Source organism: Actinomycetospora chibensis (assembly GCF_028737215.1).
GTDB lineage: Bacteria > Actinomycetota > Actinomycetes > Mycobacteriales > Pseudonocardiaceae > Actinomycetospora > Actinomycetospora chibensis.
Window position 1 is genome coordinate 84,342 of sequence record NZ_JAQZAM010000012.1, and the last position, 17,372, is coordinate 101,713.

The following is a 17,372-nucleotide window of genomic DNA, read 5'->3' on the forward strand; positions in this document are numbered from 1 at the left end:
TCCCACGATGTGGGAGTCGTTTCCTGCGGAATGGGCGCGGATCGCGTAGAACAAGGACCCGTGCGCTCCCGTCGACGCTGGGCCGTCCTCGCTGCCGGAGTCGCCGCCCAGACCTCGGCGTCCGCGGTCGTGTACGGCGTCCCGTTCCTCGTGCCCATGCTCCGCGACGAGCGCGGGCTCTCCCTCGCCGCCGTCGGCGTGGTGGTCGCCGCGCCGACCCTCGGCCTGCTCGTCGCGCTGATCGCCTGGGGTGCGGTGGTCGACCGGGTCGGCGAGCGGCTCCCGATGGCAGCGGGGCTCGGGGCCTGCGGTGTGGTCACCGGCGTCCTCGCGCTCCTCGCGCCGCGGTCGATCCCCGTCGCCGTGGGCCTGTTGGTGCTCGCGGGAATCGGCGCGGCCTCGGTCAACGCCGCGAGCGGGCGCCTGATCATGGGCTGGTTCGACGTCGACGAGCGGGGGCTCGCGATGGGGATCCGCCAGACCGCCCAGCCGCTCGGGGTGGCCGCCGCCGGGCTCGCGCTGCCGACGCTCGCGCTGCGCGAGGGCTCCTTCGCCGCGCTGGGCTGGCCCGCGCTCGCCTGCCTCGTCTGCGCGGTGCTCGTCCTGGTCGTCGCCGCGGACCCGCCGCGGGCGTCGCGGGCACCCGGGGACGCCCCGCCCGCCTCGCCCTACCGCAGCGTCGTGCTGCCCCGGGTGCACGCGGCGAGTGCGCTGCTGGTGCTCCCGCAGTTCGCGATCTCCGCGTTCTCGCTGGAGTACCTCGTGCGCGAGCAGGGCTGGGCGCCCGCCGCGGCCGGGTTCTTCGTCGCGGGCGCGCAGATCGCCGGCGCCGGCGGGCGCATCGCCAGCGGCTGGTGGTCCGACCGCGTGGGCTCGCGCCTGCGCCCGATGCGCCAGCTCGCGGTGGCCAGCGCCGCCGTGCTGCTCGTGTTCGCGTTCGGCGACCTGACCACCGGGATCATCGCGGTGGCGGCCATCGCCGCCGGTTCGATCATCACCGTCGCCGACAACGGCCTCGCGTTCACCGCCACCGCCGAGATCGCCGGTACCGCCTGGTCCGGCCGGGCCCTCGGCGTGCAGAACACCACCCAGAACATCGTCGCGACGGCCGCGCCGCCGGTGCTCGGGGCGGTCATCGGCGTCTCGAGCTACGCGGCGGGCTTCGCCCTGGCCGCCCTCGCCCCGCTCGCGGCCATCGCCGTCACCCCCGTCGCCGCCGAGCCCGTCCCGGAACGGGTGGCCGCGCGCGCCGCGGCGGCTGACGGCGAATGAGGCTGGCGGGAGAACGAGGCTGAAGGAGAATGACCGGGTGCGCTGGACCATCCGCCGCGCGGTCGACGCCGACGCCCTGCGCCTCGGGGAGATCACCGTCGCGGGCTGGCGGCACGCCTACCGCGGGATCGTCGCCGACGAGCGGCTCGACGCCCTCGATGCGGCCGAGATCGCCGAGGTGCGCCGGGCGGCGATCGCCGCGCCCGAGCCGATGGCGGTGTTCGTGGCCGACGACGAACAGGGCCGGGTGCGGGGCTACTGCACCGTCGGCCCCTCGCGCGACCCCGACCTCGCCGGCGACACCACCGAGGTGAGCGCCGTGCTGTACACCCTCTACCTCGACCCCGAGGTCATCGGCACCGGCGCCGGCGGCGCGCTGCACGACGTCGGCGTCGCGCACCTCGCGGCGGCGGGCTTCGCCCGGGCCACGCTGTGGGTCTACACCGCGAACACCGGCGCGCAGGCGTTCTACGCGCACCGCGGCTGGCGCCCGGACGGCGAGCCCTACCAGGGGCCCGGGTGGTCGGCGCCCGCCACGCGCTGGGCGCTCGATCTGTCGAGCTGCGTCAGTCTCTAGAGCAGGAAGCGGAAGGCGGGCGAGCCCGGCTCGAGCGCCTCGATCTGCAGCGGCGAGCGGGCCATGCGCTCGAGCAGGGGCTCGAGGTCGTCGCGCGACCCGATCTCCACACCCACGAGCGCCGGGCCGGACTCGCGGTTGTCCTTCTTCACGTACTCGAAGCGCGTGACGTCGTCGTCCGGGCCCAGCACCTCGTCGAGGAAGCGGCGCAGGGCGCCGGGCTCCTGGGGGAACTCGACGAGGAAGTAGTGCTTGAGGCCCTGGAAGCGCAGCGAGCGCTCGATGACCTCGGCGTAGCGCGAGACGTCGTTGTTGCCCCCGGAGAGGACGACGACGACGGTCTCGCCCGGCACGAGGTCCAGGCCCGGCCCGTCGGGGCGGATCGCGGCGCCGGCGAGGGCGCCCGCGGGCTCGGCGATGATGCCGTCGGTCTGGTAGAGCGAGAGCATCTCGGTGCAGACCAGGCCCTCGTCGACCGCGACGAGCTCGGCGCCGGACCGGCGGATCAGCGGGTAGGTCACGGCGCCGGCCTTGCGCACGGCGGCACCGTCGACGAACCGGTCGAACCCGTGCTCGTCGAGCACCACCGGGCTCCCGGCGTGCAGCGCGGCGGCCACGTTGCGGGCACCCGCCGGCTCGACGCCGACGACGCGGGTGCGCGGGTGGGTGGCCTGCAGCCAGGTGGCGGTGCCGGCGAGCAGACCGCCGCCGCCGACCGGCACGACGATCGTGTCGGGCGCCCGGCCCAGCTGCTCGACGATCTCGGCGACGACCGTGGCCTGGCCCGCGACCGTGCGGGTGTCGTCGAACGCCGGCACGAGCGTCGCACCGGTCTCCTCGGCCCACCGGGTGGCGGCGGCCGACGACTCGTCGTAGGTGTCGCCGTCGACCACCAGGTCGATCATCTCGCCGCCGAGCGCGACGATCCGCTCGCGCTTCTGGCGCGGGGTGGTCGACGGGATGACGACCCGCCCGTGCACCCGGTGCGCCGCGCACGCGAACGCGAAGCCCTGGGCGTGGTTGCCGGCGCTCGCGCACACGACCCCGGCGGCCCGGGCCTCGTCGTCGAGCTGGCTGATGAGGTTGTAGGCCCCGCGCAGCTTGTAGGAGCGCCCGACCTGGAGGTCCTCGCGCTTGAACCACACCTCGGTGCCGGTGGACGCCGAGAGCCGGATGTTGCGCTGGAGCGGGGTGCGCTCGGCAATGCCCGACAGACGCTCCGACGCCTCGAGGACCTGCTTCTCGAACGTCGTACCGTCGCCGCGCACCATCGTCATCCCGATTCCTCGTCACCGATTGATCCATCGATGGTAGGTGTCCCCGGCGCCCGGACCGGGGTCCACCCCGAGAGATCCCCGGGTCGCGTACGTCCGAACGCTGACGACGACGCCCCGGCCCGCCCCTAGCGTCACCGGGGTGACCCCGAACGCCCGGTCGTGGTGGCCCCGGCCCACCGACGTCGCGCTGGCCGCGGCGCTGGGCGCGGCCTCGATCCTGGGCACGGCCCTGACCGCCCGGCCCGACGACCGGCCGTGGTGGCCCGGCGGCGCCGCGCTGATCGTCACCGCCGCCGTCGCCCTCGTCTGGCGTCACCGCGCGCCGGTGACGGTGCTCGCCGCAGCCCTGCTCACGGTCGCGCCCTACTACTGGACGGGCTACCCCGACGGGCCGGCGTCGTTGATGGTCGCCGTCGCCATGTACACGGTCGCCACCCGGCTCAGCTGGCCCCGGTCGGTCGGGATCGGCGTCGTGCTGTTCGTGGTGTGGCTCGGGCTGGAGCGCGTCGTCTCGTTCCGCGAGGAGGTCGTCGCGCCCCCCGACCGCGACCGCCTCATGTGGATCGTCGTCACGGTGGCGGTCGGCGTCGCGGTCGGCGGGCTGCGCCGCGGGCAGACCGAGGCGGCCGAGCGGGCCGAGGAGCAGGCGCGACGGCGGGTCGAGCAGGAGCGGCTGCGCCTCGCCCGCGACGTCCACGACGTCGTGTCGCACAGCCTCGCGATGATCGCGGTGCAGGCCGGCGTCGGGGCCCACGTCGCCGACCGGCGCCCCGAGCAGGCCGTCGCCGCGCTGCTCGAGATCAAGGAGGCGAGCCGGTCGGCGCTGGCCGAGCTGCGCGCCACCCTCGACGTGCTGCGCGAGCCGGAGTGCCCGGAGTCCCCGGGCCTGGGGCGCCTCGACGAGGTCGCCCGCGTCGCACGGCTCGCGGGCGTCGGCGTGGAGGTGCGCGGGAGCCCCGGCACCCTGGCCACGTCCGTCGACCATGCCGCGTTCCGCATCGTGCGCGAGGCCGTCACCAACACCGTGCGCCACGCGCGCCGCGCGCAACGGGTCACCGTGGACCTCGAGCGCGACGACGCCGAGCTGCGGCTGCGGGTCGTGGACGACGGGGGACCGGCCGGCGAGGTCACCCCCGGCAACGGGCTGCGGGGCCTCGCCGAGCACGCCGCGGTGCTCGGCGGGCGCTCGTCGGCCGCCTCGGGACCCGACGGCTTCGTGGTGGAGGCCGCGCTGCCGCTCGCAGGGACGGCGCTCACGGGGACGGCAGCCCGGTGATCCGGGTGGTGCTGGCCGACGACCAGCAGCTGATCCGCGCCGGCCTGCGCGTCCTGCTCGAGACCGAGGACGGCTTCGCGGTGGTGGGCGAGGCGGCCGACGGCGCGCAGGCCGTCGCGCTCGCCCGCGAGACCCGGCCCGACGTGGTGGTCATGGACGTGCGGATGCCGGGTGTCGACGGTCTGAGCGCCCTGGAGACGATCGTCGCCGACGCGGGACTGGCCGGTACCGCCGTGCTCGTGCTGACCACCTTCGACCTCGACGAGTACGTCTACCGCGCCCTGCGCGCCGGAGCCGCGGGCTTCCTGCTCAAGGACGGCGAGCCCGCCGACCTCGTCCGCGCGATCGCCCTCGTCGCCCGCGGCGAGGCGCTGCTCGCGCCCGCGGTGACCCGCCGGCTCATCGCCGAGTTCGCCGGGCGCCCGGAGCCGCGCGTGCCCGCGGCGCGCCTCGACGTCCTCACTCCGCGCGAGCGGGAGGTGCTCGCGCTGGTCGGTGGCGGGCTGACCAACGACGAGATCGCCGCCCGCCTGGTGATCAGCCCGGCCACCGCCCGCACCCACGTGGGCCGGCTGCTGACCAAGCTCGACGCCCGCGACCGCGTCCAGCTCGTCGTCGTCGCCTACGAGAGCGGGCTGATCACCCCGAGGTGCGCTTCGCGCATGTGAGCAGTTTCGAGTGCTCCAGCACTCCGAAGTGCTCACCTGTGCCGGAGGCACACCTCAGGGTCCCTACGCCGCCGGGCGTAGGACGGGGACACGTCGTCGCAACGACGACCGCCACCCCCGCCCGCCGCGACGCTCCCCGTCGTGTCCCCGTTGTCCCGCCGCCGCTTCCTCGGCGCCACGCTCGCCGCGGCCGGCGCCGTGGCCGTCAGCTCCGTCGCGGGCTGCGCGAACGGCCCCGGCGTCCGCCCCCCGAAGGCCGCGCCACGCCCCCTCGCGATCCCGCCGCTCGCCCCGTCGTCCCGCGACGCAGCGGGGCGCCGGGTCGTCGAGCTCGTCGCCGCCCCCGGCACGAGCTCCTTCCTCCCCGGCGTCGCGACCCCGACCTGGGGCTACGGCGGCCTGCCCTTCGGCGGCCCCACCGTGCGGGTGGCGCGCGGGGACGACGTCGTGCTCCGGGTGACCAACCGGCTGCCCGAGACCACGACCACCCACTGGCACGGGGCGCGCGTGCCCGCCCGCGCCGACGGCGGCCCGCACCAGCCGATCGCCCCCGGCGCCACCTGGGAGGCGTCCTGGCGCGTCGACCAGCCGGCGGCGACGCTCTGGTACCACCCGCACCCCCACGGACGGACCGAACGCCACGTCCACCGGGGGCTGTTCGGGCTGTTCCTGGTCGACGACCCCGAGGCCCAGGTCGACCTGCCCTCGACCTACGGCGTCGACGACGTGCCGCTCGTCCTCACCGACCGCAGCTTCGCCCCGGACGGGAGCTTCGACGAGCAGCACCGCAACACCGTCGGCCTGCTGGGCGACACGGTCCTGGTCAACGGCACGGTCGCGCCCTTCCTCGACGTCACCACGACCCGGGTGCGCCTGCGCGTCCTCAACGCCTCGTCGGCGCGCAGCTACCGGGTGGCGTGCGACGACGAGGCGCCGCTGACCCTCGTCGGCACCGACGGCGGCCTGCTCCCGGCGCCGCGCACGGTCACCGGCGTCGTGCTGACCCCGGGGGAGCGGGCCGAGGTCGTCGTCGACGTCACCCCCGGCCGCCGGCGCGTGCTGCGCTCGCTGTCCCACGACCTGGGGGCGGTCAACGGCGTCGCGCGGGCGGCGGGTGCGGACGACTCCTTCGACCTGCTCGAGCTGCGCCCCGCCGCCCGGCTCGCGCCCGCACCGCCCGTGCCGGCGCGGCTGTCCCGCGAGACCCCGCTCGCCGAGGGCGGTCGCACCCGCCGCTTCGTGCTCGCGCACAACCGGATCAACGGCCGGGCGATGGACATGTCCCGGATCGACGAGGTCGTCCCCGCCTCGACGACGGAGATCTGGGAGTTCGCCAACCGACACACGCTGCCCCACAACATGCACGTCCACGACGCCCGGATGCAGGTGCTCGAACCCGGGGTCGCGGCCGGCGACCGCCCCTGGAAGGACACGGTGGCCGTGCCCCCGGGGACCACCGTGCGCGCGCTCGTCCGCGTGGGCCCGCACACCGATCCGGAGGTGCCGTACATGCTCCACTGCCACCTGCTGCGCCACGAGGACGACGGCATGATGCTGCAGTTCCTCGTCGTCGGCGCCGGTCAACGGGCCGCGACGTCGGTCGCGGGCCACGGCCATGGTTGATCGCCTGGCCGTGGGCCTCTTCCGGGTCGTCGTCGTGCTGCACGCGGCCATGACCGTCGTCCAGGCCGTCGCCGCCGGCGGCATCCTGCAGGCCTCCGCGGTCGGGATGATCGTCCACCAGGCGGTGGGCGGCACGCTGCTCCTGGTCGCGATGATCCAGGTCCCCCTCGCGGTGCTCGCCTGGCGCCCCGGCCGGCTCCCGGCCTGGCCGATCGGGGTCTCGGCGGCGCTCGTCGTCGTCGAGACGGCCCAGGTCGCCCTCGGGGCCACGGGTGTGCTCGCGGTCCACGTCCCGCTGGGGGTCGCGATCGTCGGCACCGCGGTGACCCTCGCGATCTGGGTGGTGCGCGCCCGGCCGTCGGCGGTGATCGCTCCCGGTGCTCTCGCGACCCGATGACATCGGGTTCCCGGAGCACCCGGAGGGATCACGCGGCGAGGGCCGCCTCCACGACCGCGAGGACCGCCTCGGATCCGGATCCCTCGTGCTGAGGACCATGACCGCCCGGGTGCTCCAGGGACCCGGTGACGTCGGGTTCACCGAGCAGCGGGAGCGATCTCTCGGCCCGGTGTTCCCGGAGGGCCGTGCCCCTCGATCTCCGGCACCCGGCCCCGCACCCCCGGAGCGCGCGGCGAGCGGTCGATATCCTCGGTGCGTACCGCGAGACCCACCCCGGGGAGAGGACGCATGAGCGAGACGATCGAGTTCCAGGCCGAGGCCCGTCAGCTGTTGCAGCTGATGATCCACTCGATCTACTCCGACAAGGACGTCTTCCTGCGGGAGCTGGTGTCCAACGCCTCGGACGCGCTGGACAAGGTCCGGCTCGCGAGCTATGTCGACAAGGACGTCACGGTCGAGACCGACGACCTGCACGTCGAGCTCGTCACCGACGCCGAGAACCGCACCCTGACGGTGCGCGACAACGGCATCGGCATGACGCGCGAGGAGGTCGTCGAGCTCATCGGGACGATCGCCAAGTCGGGCACCGCCGAGATGCTCGCGCAGATGAAGGACGCCGGCTCGACCGAGCAGACCGCGGAGCTCATCGGCCAGTTCGGCATCGGGTTCTACTCGAGCTTCATGGTCGCCGAGCGCGTCGAGATGACCACCCGCAAGGCCGGCACCGCCGAGGGCGTGCACTGGGAGTCGACGGGGGAGGGCACGTACACCCTCGAGCCCGTCCCCGACGCACCGCAGGGCACGGCGATCACGCTGCACCTCAAGCCCGAGGACGCCGAGGACGCGCTGCACGACTACGCGAACCCGGACACCGTGCGGCGCATCGTCAAGCGCTACTCCGACTTCATCACCTGGCCGATCCGCCTGAACCCGGGCGAGGAGGAGGGCTCGCAGGAGCCCGTCAACTCCCGCAAGGCGCTCTGGGCGCGCTCGCAGTCCGAGGTCAGCGACGAGGAGTACGCGGAGTTCTACCGCCACGTCTCGCACGACTGGCAGGAGCCGCTGGAGACCATGCGGCTCTCCGCGGAGGGCACGTTCGAGTACCAGGCACTGCTGTTCCTGCCGAGCCACGCGCCGATGGATCTGTTCATGCGCGAGCACAAGCGCGGCGTGCAGCTCTACGTCAAGCGCGTGTTCGTGATGGACGACTGCGAGGCGCTCGTCCCCGAGTACCTGCGCTTCGTCAAGGGCGTCGTCGACGCGCAGGACCTCTCGCTCAACGTCTCGCGCGAGATCCTCCAGCAGGACCGCCAGATCCAGATGATCCGCAAGCGGCTCGTGCGCAAGGTCCTGCAGACCGTGAAGGCGATGCAGGAGAACGAGCCCGAGAAGTACGCGACCTTCTGGCGCGAGCTCGGGAAGGCCGTCAAGGAGGGCCTGCTCTCCGACCACGACAACCAGAAGGCCATCCTCGACATCTGCTCCTTCCCGTCGACGCACAGCGCCGACGAGCCGACGACGCTCGCGGCCTACAAGGAGCGCATGCCCGAGGGCCAGGACTCGATCTACTACGCCACCGGCGACTCCCGCTCGGGACTGGAGAACTCCCCGCACCTCGAGGCGTTCCGCGCGAAGGGCTACGAGGTCCTGCTGCTCACCGACCCCGTCGACGAGGTGTGGGTCGACGCCGTGTCCGAGTTCGACGGCACCCCGCTGGCGTCGGTGGCCAAGGGCGAGGTCGACCTGGGCGACGAGAAGGAGACCCCGGAGGGCTTCGACGACCTGCTCTCGTGGATGGGCACCGAGCTCGCCGAGGAGGTCAAGGAGGTCCGGCTGTCCTCGCGCCTGACCACCTCGCCGGCCTGCCTGGTCGGCGACCCCGGCGACCTCACCCCGACCCTCGAGAAGATGTACCGGGCGATGGGGCAGGAGCCGCCGAAGGTCAAGCGCATCCTCGAGCTCAACCCGTCGCACCCGCTGGTCACCGGCCTGCAGTCCGCGCAGTCGGAGGGCAAGGCCGAGAAGGACCTCGCCCAGCTGCTCTACGGCATGGCGCTGCTCGCCGAGGGCGGCGACATCGCCGAGCCGGCCGCGTTCGTGACGACCCTGGCCGCACGTCTGCAGAAGGCCCTCTAGTGGCCGACCCCGTGCTCCTGGGGGTCGACAGCTTCGTCGCCCGCGTCACCGACCCGTCGACCGGACGCGAGATCGGCCCCGAGGAGCGCTTCGAGCACCTCCTGGAGGAGATCGCGCTCGCCGACCGCGTGGGCCTGCACTCGTACGGGATCGGCGAGCACCACCGCAGCGAGTACTACGACGCCTCGCCCCCGGTGATCCTCGCGGCCGCAGCGGCGCGCACCGAACGGATCCGCCTGCGCAGCGCGGTGACGGTGCTGTCCGCCGCCGACCCGGTGCGGGTGTTCCAGGAGTTCGCGACGATCGACCTCATCTCGCGCGGCCGCGTCGACCTCGTCGTCGGCCGCGGCTCGTTCGTCGAGGCCTTCCCGTTGTTCGGGCTGGCGTTCGAGGACTACGACGAGCTGTTCACCGAGAAGCTCGACCTGCTCCTGAAGATCAACTCTTCGCCTGTGGTGACCTGGTCGGGCAAGCACCGCCCGTCGCTGACCGACCAGCCCGTCTACCCGCGGCCGTCCCAGGAGCGCCTGCCGATCTGGGTCGGGGTCGGCGGGACGCCCGAGTCGTTCGCTCGGGCCGGGCTGCTGGGCCTGCCGCTGATGATCGCGATCATCGGGGGCGAGCCGAAGCAGTTCGCCCCGCTCGTCGACCTCTACCGACGCGCGGGCGAGCACGCCGGGCACCCGCCGGAGGCGCTGCGCGTGGGCCTGCACTGCTTCGGCTTCCTCGGCGACGACGTCGCCGAGGCCACGAACGCCTTCTACCCGGGGTGGGAGGAGATGTTCACGACCGTCGCCGCCGAGCGTGGCGGGATGCCGCCGACACGGCGGGCCTTCGACGCGATGCGCGGTCCCGACGGCGCGTTCTTCGTCGGCGATCCGCGCACCGTCGCGGAGAAGGTCCTGCGCGTCTCCGAGCAGCTGGGCGGCGTGGAGCGGATCAACCTGCAGATGACCAACCCGCGCCTGGCGCACGAGGATCTCCTGCACTCCATCGAGCTCCTGGGCACCGAGGTCACGCCGCTGGTGGCGAAGGGCTGATGGAGCGCGCTGCCCGGGACCGGACCTGAGCATGCGGGTCGCCGCCCTGCACACCGCCCCGGCCCGCAAGGCGCCGATGGTCGCGGTGGAGAGGGTCGAGGCCGAGGCGGGGCGCGGTCTCGTCGGCGACCGGTACCACGGCACCAAGCACCGCCACGTCTCCGTCCAGAGCCGCGACGACCTGGCGGCGGCCGCCGAGGCGCTCGGCGCCCCCGTGCCCGAGGACCGGACGCGTCGCACCCTGACCCTCGACCAGGGCGAGGTGCCGACCGAACCGGGGGCGCAGCTCGTGGTCGGTGACGTCGTCCTCGAGGTCGTCCGCCGGGCGGCGCCGTGCCGGGTGATGGACGAGACGATCGGGCCGGGCGCGGCCCGCGCCCTGCACGGCCGGGGCGGCGCGATCTTCCGCGTCCTCACCTCGGGCACGATCACGGTCGGCGACGAGGTCGAGTCCGCGGGCTGACCGCGTCAGGCGCAGGGCCCGACGCCTGCGGTGATGCCGTCGTGGTCGGAGCCCGCGAGCAAGAAGCGTCGCGGACCCTCGCCGCACCAGCCCGGACCGACCATCAGGTGGTCGATGCGCAGGAGGAACGCCTGCCACTGCGTCACCGAGGTGGGCCCGGTCCAGTCGTCACGCATGACGTCGGTGAGCCCCGTGCCGTCGGCCAGCAGCCGGTAGTCGCGGCCGCGGTCGGTCGAGTTGAGGTCCCCGGCCACCACCACGGGGCCCGGCTCGCGGGCGACACGGTCCGCGAGGGCGACGACGAGGCGGCGGTGCTCGGCGGGGGTCGCCTGGTAGCTGCCGCCGCCGGTCCACCACGGGCGCGGCACGTGCATCGCGTAGAGCACGAACGGCGTCGGCGCGTCGACCGCCACCCGCAGGCCCGGCAGGTCCGGACCGGTCCCGTCGAGGACCCGCACCGGGAACCGGCTGTACACCCCGACCGACGGGGTCCCGCCGCTGAAGACGTGGTGCGGGTGGTCCTCGTCGAGCTCCCGGTCGATGCTGCGGGTGTTCTCGACGACGACGAGCACGTCGGCGGCGGTCGCCCGCAGCGCGGGCAGCGTCGTCTCGAGAGCGGTGACGTTGGCACTCGCCACCGTCACCGCGGCGCCGGGACGGACCGGTCCGGTGTCGACGGGCGTCCACGGACCGACCACCGCGACCGCTCCGGCGACCAGCACCGACACCGCAGCGACGAGGCCACGCCCTCGTCCCACGACGAGGGCGACGACCGCCGCCACGACGGCGAGCACCGGGATCACGATCGCCACGACGTCGCCGGCGGAGCCCAGCTCGTCGCGCAGGGGGAACCACGCCCAGGGCAGGACCGCGAGGAGCCACCAGATCCACCACGGACCCCGTGGCGCACGGCGCGACGGGGGCGCGACGACGTCCCCCCGTGCGTTCGGCATCCCGGCAACGACAGTACCGATCCAGCACCGCCCGGACGGGCCGCGACTCAGCCGACCTCGATCACACCGAAGCGCGCGCCCGCGGGGTCGGACAGGGTGGCGTGGCGGCCGTGCGGGCCCGGCGCCACCGGCGTCACGACCTCACCGTCGGCCCTGCGGGCGGCCTCGACGGCGGCGTCGACGTCGGCCGCCGCGAAGAACGGGAGCCAGTGGGGCAGGGCGTCGCCGGCGAGCCCGAGACCCGCGACCGGCCCTCCGTCGACCAGGCCGTGCAGGTGGCCCGGCTGGTCGCCCCCGTCGACGAACTCCCAGCCGAGGAGCTCGCGGTAGAAGGTGCGCGTGGTGCCCGGCTCCGCCGAGGCCGCCTCGGCCCAGCACAGCCGTCCGGACGACGGCGCGGGGATCCCGTCGTCGGACTCCCACAGGCCGACCACGGCAGCGCCGGCGTCGAGCGCGACGAGCAGCCGCCCGCCGGCGTGGTCGTCCTCGGGGCCGTGCAGCACCTGCCCGCCCAGTTCCTCGAGCTGCTCGGCGGCCACGTCGACGTCGTCGACCGCGAGGTACAGCGTCCAGACCGGCGGCGCCGCGGCGCCCGGCGACCCGATCGCCGCGACGGGGCTCCCGCCGTGGCGCAGGACGCGGGTCTGGTGACCGGCGACGACCTCGGCGTCCACGGACCACCCGAGCACCGCGGCGTAGAACGGCGTCACCACGCCGGGGTCGTCGACGTCCAGTTCGGCCCAGCACGGCACGCCGTGCGCCCGATGCGTTCCTGCCATTCCGCACTCCTCGCCACGATGACGCGACGAGTGTGGGCGCCCCGCGAAGGTCGGGGAAGGAGGATGAAGAAGTGTGTCCGAGGGGGGACTTGAACCCCCACGCCCTACTAGGGCACTAGCACCTCAAGCTAGCGCGTCTGCCATTCCGCCACTCGGACCTGCGGGAACACAGCCTAGACGACGCCGCGCGGTCCGATCACGGTGGGTGGCAGGATGCCGCGCATGGGTCGTGCCGAGGACGAGGTCGTGTCGCTGACCAGCGAGCTCATCCAGATCGACAGCCAGAACACCGGAGAGCTCGCGACGACGACGGGCGAGGCCGAGGCCGCCGCCTACGTGGACGCGAAGCTGCGCGAGGTGGGGTACGAGACCGAGGTGATCGAGTCCGGGGCTCCCGGGCGGCACAACGTGTTCGCGCGGCTGAAGGGCGCCGATCCCGAGCGCCCCGCGCTGCTCGTGCACGGGCACCTCGACGTCGTGCCCTTCGACGAGAGCGAGTGGTCGGTCCACCCGCTGTCCGGCTCGGTCCAGGACGGCTACGTCTGGGGTCGGGGCGCGGTGGACATGAAGGACATGGACGCGATGATCCTGGCGCTCGCGCGTCAGTTCGCCGCCGAGGGCACGGTGCCCCCGCGCGACCTCGTCTTCGCGTTCCTCGCCGACGAGGAGGCCGGTGGCGCCTACGGGTCGCACTGGCTCGCCGAGAACCGCCCCGACCTGTTCGAGGGCTGCACCGAGGCCCTCGGCGAGGTCGGCGGCTTCTCCCTGACCCTCGGTGAGGACGTCCGCGTCTACCCCGTGATGACCGCGGAGAAGTCGATCGCCTGGATGCGGCTGCGCGTGCGGTCCCGTCCGGGGCACGGGTCGATGATCCACGACGAGAACGCCGTGACGATCCTCGCCGAGGCCGTTGCCCGGCTGGGCCGCCACCGCTTCCCGCTGGTGCTCACCGAGTCGGTGCAGGGCTTCTTCGACGAGATCACGACGCTCACGGGCATCGAGTTCCCGACCGACTCCGCGGCCGCCCTCGACGGCGCGGTGGCGAAGCTCGGCGGGGTCGCCCGCGTGGTCGGCGCGACCACCCGCGACACCGCGAACCCGACGATGCTCTCGGCCGGCTACAAGGCGAACGTCATCCCGTCGGTCGCCGAGGCCACCATCGACTGCCGCGTGCTGCCGGGGCGCCAGGAGGCCTTCGAGCGCGAGCTCGACGAGATCCTCGGCCCGGACGTCGAGCGCGAGTGGATCCGCAACCTGCAGGCCGTGGAGACGAGCTTCGACGGCGAGCTCGTCGACGTCATGACCCGGGCCGTGCAGGAGGAGGACCCGCAGGCCCACACGCTGCCCTACATGATGTCCGGCGGCACCGACGCCAAGGCTTTCGAGAAGCTCGGGATGCGCTGCTTCGGGTTCGCGCCGCTGCGGCTGCCCCCGGACCTCGACTTCACCGCGCTCTTCCACGGCATCGACGAGCGCGTCCCGGTCGATGCGCTGCAGTTCGGGACCCGGGTGCTCGAGAAGATCCTGCGCCGGTGCTGAGCGGCGGCCCCGTCGTGCACGACGCCGGACCGGTGGGTGCGGGCGGCGCGGGCGCCCCGCCGCCGCTGCACGGGGACGGCTGAGCGTGCGCGCCTGGCGGGTCCCGCGATACGGGCCCTTCGACGAGGTGCTCGAGATCGCCGACGTCCCGCGGCCCCCGGCGGCGGACGGGACGCGCGTGCGGGTGGAGGCCGCGGCCCTGAACTTCGCCGACATCCTCCACACCGCCGGCGAGTACCAGGAGCGCGTTCCGCCGCCGTTCACACCCGGCCTCGAGGTGGCGGGGGTGACCGACGACGGCCGGCGGGTCTTCGGCCCCGTGGCGCTGCCGCACGGCGGCTTCGCGGAGGAGGCGGTGCTGCGCACGACATGGCCGTGGCCCGAGGGGATGAGCGCGGGCCAGGCCGCCGGCTTCTTCGTGGCGTACCAGACCGGCTGGTGCGCGCTGCACCACCGCACGACGCTGGGCGCGGGCGAGACGCTGCTCGTCCTGGCCGCCGCGGGCGGGGTGGGGGCGGCCGCGGTGCAGCTCGGTCGTGCCGCGGGCGCCCGGGTGATCGCCCAGGTGGGCGACGAGGCCAAGGCGGCGGTGGTGAGGGCGCTGGGCGCGGACGAGGTGGTCGTCGGTCACGACGACCTGGTCACCGCCGTGCGGGAGCTGACGGACGGGCGCGGCGCCGACGTCGTCTACGACCCCGTGGGCGGCGACCTGTTCGACGCCGCGCGGCGGGTCGTGGCGTGGGAGGGGCGGCTGCTGGTGATCGGCTTCGCCGGCGGGCGCATCGCCGAGGCGCCCACCAACCACGCGCTGGTGAAGAACTACGGCGTGGTGGGCGTGCACTGGGCGGCGTACCAGCAGCGGGCGCCCGAGCTCGTGGCGGCCTGGCAGCGGGAGATCGAGGTGCTCTGGGAGCGGCGGGCGATCGACCCGCTCGTCGGCGCCGAGTACGCGTTCGAGGACCTGCCGGCGGCGTTCACCGAGCTGCAGGCGCGCCGGACCACCGGGCGCGTGGTGCTCCTACCGCCGACCTGAGATGGGGCTCTTCTGACGTTGAACGTCAGTGTGGCCCCCAGGCTGACACGGACGTGTCAGGTCGCGAGGCCGGCCTGGAGGGCGCGGGAGACCTTGCGGCGCAGCCAGACCTTCCGGGTCCCGTCGCTGTAGAGCAGCGTGCGGGCGAGCTCCCAGCCCCCGAACTCGGCGCGGATGCCGAGCTGCACGGTGGCCGAGATACGTGTGATGTCCGGGGGAAGGCGGACGGGCTGGTACTCCCAGTCGCCGTCCACCACGGGCGCCCCGATGAGCGCACCCTCATCACCAGCATCGTTCACGAGCTGATCACCTCCGGGACACGTGACGGAGCGACGTCCACCGTACGCACCGGATCGCTCCCCGCGCACGTACCGCGACCCCGGTGTGGATCACTCCCAGGGCGGGGTTTCCGGCTCGTCGATCTCGTCGTCGGGGGCCGTGGGGGAGCTGACGTCGTCGAGGGCGCCGCGGATGGCCGGGGGCAGCACGAGGTCCTCGGCGGCCAGCGAGCCCAGCAGCTGGGCCCCGTCCCGCGCGCCGACCACCGGTGCTGCGACCCCGGGCCGGTCGCGCACCCACGCCAGCGCGACGGCCAGTGGCGAGGTGCCGAGCCCGTGCGCCGCGGTGACGACGGCCTGCACGATGCGGGCGGTGCGCTCGGTGCGGTGCCGCCCGACGTAGCCCGCCAGGTGCTCGGACGCGCCGCGGGAGTCGGCGGGGACGCCCTCGCGGTACTTGCCGGTGAGCACCCCGCGGCCCAGGGGAGCCCAGGGCAGCAGCCCCAGCCCGTGGTGACCGGCGGCCGGCAGCACCTCGTTCTCGACGGTCCGTTCCAGCAGCGAGTACTCCGACTGCACCGACACCAGCGGCAGCGACGTCAGGGCCTGGCGGGTCGCGGCCGAGGCGACCTGCCAGCCCGCGTAGTTCGCGATCCCGGCGTACCGGGCCCGTCCCGTGGTCAGCGCCACGTCGACGGCGGCCAGGGTCTCCTCGAGCGGCACGTCGTCGTCCCACGCGTGCAGCTGCCAGAGGTCGACGTAGTCGGTGTTCAGGCGGTCCAGCGAGTCGTCGAGCGCCGTCAGCAGCGCGCCCCGCGAGGCGCCGCCGCCGAACGGGCCGTCCTCGCGCCGGGCCCCGGCCTTGGTGGCCACGACGACCTCGCCCCGGGGGATGACGTCGTCGAACAGACCGCCCAGGATCCGCTCGGCCTCGCCGCCCGCGTAGACGTCCGCGGTGTCGACCAGGGTGCCGCCGGCGTCGAGGAACGCGAGCAGCGACGCGCCCGCCTCGTCGGCGTCGGTGTCCCGGCCCCAGCTCATCGTGCCGAGCGCCAGGCGCGAGACCCGCAGCCCGCTCGTGCCCAGCCGTCGCTGTTCCACGGTCGGCCAGCTTACGAAGGCGTCACGACCACCTCCGAGGGGCCCGAGGGGGAGGCGGGCAGGGGGTGGCGGTGGGCTACCGTCCGTGCCCGTGCAGGTGGGTGCCCCGATGGGCTGGCTCGAGGCCGTGGTCCTCGGGATCGTGCAGGGACTGACGGAGTTCCTGCCGGTCTCCTCGTCCGCGCACCTGCGCATCACCTCGGCGTTCTTCTTCGGCAACGACGCCGGCGCGGCCTTCACGGCGGTTACCCAGCTCGGCACCGAGACCGCGGTGCTCATCTACTTCTTCGGTGACATCTGGCGCCTGCTCAGGGCCTGGTTCGTGGGCCTCGCGCGCCGCGACGAGCGCGGCTACGACTACAAGCTCGCCTGGTACGTGATCATCGGCTCCATTCCGATCGGCGTCCTCGGCCTGGCCTTCGAGGACGCGATCAAGGGCCCGGCCCGCAACCTGTACCTCAACGCGACCGTGCTCATCGTGTTCGCGCTCGTCCTCGCCGCCGCCGAGCGCTACTCACGGCAGCGCCGCGGCCCCGACCAGCTCACGCTGCGCGACGGCATCGTCATGGGCTGCGCACAGGCGATGGCGCTGATCCCCGGGGTCTCGCGGTCGGGTGGCACGATCACCGCCGGCCTGTTCCTGGGCCTGGAGCGCGCCGTCGCCGTGCGGTTCTCGTTCCTGCTGGCGCTGCCCGCGGTGTTCGCCTCCGGGCTGACCCAGATCCCCGACATCCTCGAGCCGTCCGCCGCCGACGTGCAGGGCAGCCTCGTGGTGGTCCCGAGCATCCCGCAGATGATCGTCGCCACGATCATCGCGTTCGTCCTGGGCTACGCCTCGATCGCCTGGCTGCTGAAGTTCGTCGAGAACCACACGATCTACGTCTTCGTCTGGTACCGGGTGCTGCTCGGGCTGGTCGTCCTGCTCGCCGTGAGCAACGGGGTCGTCCCGGCGACGTAGGC

General features: G+C 74.0%; 17 protein-coding genes and 1 tRNA gene. 12 read left to right on the plus strand and 6 right to left on the minus strand.

Annotated features, from left to right (window positions below; genetic code table 11):
- Positions 1-60 precede the first annotated feature (60 nt).
- Complete coding sequence (locus tag PH189_RS19075; RefSeq protein ID WP_378014910.1) at positions 61-1,272, plus strand: MFS transporter; 1,212 nt, start codon at positions 61-63, stop codon at positions 1,270-1,272.
- 37 nt (positions 1,273-1,309) lie between these two features.
- Positions 1,310-1,849, plus strand: a complete 540-nt coding sequence (locus PH189_RS19080; protein ID WP_274190409.1) for a GNAT family N-acetyltransferase — start codon at positions 1,310-1,312, stop codon at positions 1,847-1,849.
- Here the strand turns inward: PH189_RS19080 and ilvA are convergent.
- Positions 1,846-3,126: a threonine ammonia-lyase IlvA gene (ilvA, locus tag PH189_RS19085; protein WP_274190410.1), complete on the minus strand. Its 1,281-nt coding sequence runs from the start codon at positions 3,124-3,126 to the stop codon at positions 1,846-1,848. The two genes, PH189_RS19080 and ilvA, sit on opposite strands and share 4 nt — an antisense overlap.
- A gap of 139 nt (positions 3,127-3,265) precedes the next feature.
- Here ilvA and PH189_RS19090 point away from each other — a divergent pair, with 139 nt between their 5' ends.
- The 7 genes from PH189_RS19090 (at position 3,266) to PH189_RS19120 (ending at position 10,729) form a co-directional block, all read left to right on the plus strand.
- Entirely contained in the window at positions 3,266-4,402 is a 1,137-nt protein-coding gene (locus PH189_RS19090) for a sensor histidine kinase (RefSeq protein ID WP_274190411.1), read from the plus strand.
- Entirely contained in the window at positions 4,399-5,070 is a 672-nt protein-coding gene (locus PH189_RS19095) for a response regulator (RefSeq protein ID WP_274190412.1), read from the plus strand. Before PH189_RS19090 ends, PH189_RS19095 begins: the two co-directional genes overlap by 4 nt.
- Positions 5,071-5,211: 141 nt before the next feature.
- Positions 5,212-6,693, plus strand: coding sequence for a multicopper oxidase family protein (locus PH189_RS19100; protein WP_274190413.1), 1,482 nt, complete (start codon positions 5,212-5,214; stop codon positions 6,691-6,693).
- Positions 6,686-7,090: a hypothetical protein gene (locus tag PH189_RS19105; RefSeq protein ID WP_274190414.1), complete on the plus strand. Its 405-nt coding sequence runs from the start codon at positions 6,686-6,688 to the stop codon at positions 7,088-7,090. The genes PH189_RS19100 and PH189_RS19105 overlap by 8 nt, the downstream gene beginning before the upstream one ends.
- Positions 7,091-7,378: 288 nt before the next feature.
- Positions 7,379-9,226: a molecular chaperone HtpG gene (gene htpG, locus PH189_RS19110; protein ID WP_274190415.1), complete on the plus strand. Its 1,848-nt coding sequence runs from the start codon at positions 7,379-7,381 to the stop codon at positions 9,224-9,226.
- Entirely contained in the window at positions 9,226-10,266 is a 1,041-nt protein-coding gene (locus PH189_RS19115; protein ID WP_274190416.1) for an LLM class flavin-dependent oxidoreductase, read from the plus strand. The genes htpG and PH189_RS19115 overlap by 1 nt, the downstream gene beginning before the upstream one ends.
- A 31-nt stretch (positions 10,267-10,297) precedes the next feature.
- Complete coding sequence (locus PH189_RS19120) at positions 10,298-10,729, plus strand: MOSC domain-containing protein (protein ID WP_274190417.1); 432 nt, start codon at positions 10,298-10,300, stop codon at positions 10,727-10,729.
- A gap of 5 nt (positions 10,730-10,734) precedes the next feature.
- Here PH189_RS19120 and PH189_RS19125 read toward each other — a convergent pair whose 3' ends face one another.
- From PH189_RS19125 to PH189_RS19135, 3 genes are all read right to left on the minus strand, one after another.
- Positions 10,735-11,682 carry an endonuclease/exonuclease/phosphatase family protein gene (locus tag PH189_RS19125; protein WP_274190418.1) on the minus strand — a complete coding sequence of 316 codons (948 nt, stop codon included), beginning with the start codon at positions 11,680-11,682 and terminating at the stop codon, positions 10,735-10,737.
- Between the two features lie 47 nt (positions 11,683-11,729).
- The gene (locus PH189_RS19130) at positions 11,730-12,461 is read right to left on the minus strand and encodes a VOC family protein (protein ID WP_274190419.1); all 732 of its coding nucleotides are present in this window, start codon (positions 12,459-12,461) and stop codon (positions 11,730-11,732) included.
- A 74-nt stretch (positions 12,462-12,535) separates the two neighbouring features.
- A tRNA-Leu gene (locus PH189_RS19135) sits at positions 12,536-12,619 on the minus strand.
- A gap of 64 nt (positions 12,620-12,683) precedes the next feature.
- On the opposite strand from PH189_RS19135, the gene PH189_RS19140 reads away from it, so the two are divergent.
- Together PH189_RS19140 and PH189_RS19145 are read left to right on the plus strand one after the other, a co-directional pair.
- Positions 12,684-14,000, plus strand: a complete 1,317-nt coding sequence (locus tag PH189_RS19140; RefSeq protein ID WP_274190420.1) for a M20/M25/M40 family metallo-hydrolase — start codon at positions 12,684-12,686, stop codon at positions 13,998-14,000.
- A gap of 85 nt (positions 14,001-14,085) precedes the next feature.
- Positions 14,086-15,033 carry an NADPH:quinone oxidoreductase family protein gene (locus PH189_RS19145; protein ID WP_274190421.1) on the plus strand — a complete coding sequence of 316 codons (948 nt, stop codon included), beginning with the start codon at positions 14,086-14,088 and terminating at the stop codon, positions 15,031-15,033.
- Positions 15,034-15,089: 56 nt separating this feature from the next.
- On the opposite strand, the gene PH189_RS19150 is transcribed toward PH189_RS19145, so the two are convergent.
- Entirely contained in the window at positions 15,090-15,332 is a 243-nt protein-coding gene (locus PH189_RS19150; protein ID WP_274190422.1) for a DUF5703 family protein, read from the minus strand.
- A gap of 90 nt (positions 15,333-15,422) precedes the next feature.
- Positions 15,423-16,412 carry an aldo/keto reductase gene (locus PH189_RS19155; protein WP_274190423.1) on the minus strand — a complete coding sequence of 330 codons (990 nt, stop codon included), beginning with the start codon at positions 16,410-16,412 and terminating at the stop codon, positions 15,423-15,425.
- Between the two features lie 109 nt (positions 16,413-16,521).
- Between PH189_RS19155 and PH189_RS19160 the strand changes: the two genes are divergently transcribed.
- The gene (locus PH189_RS19160) at positions 16,522-17,370 is read left to right on the plus strand and encodes an undecaprenyl-diphosphate phosphatase (protein WP_274190553.1); all 849 of its coding nucleotides are present in this window, start codon (positions 16,522-16,524) and stop codon (positions 17,368-17,370) included.
- Positions 17,371-17,372: the final 2 nt, after the last annotated feature.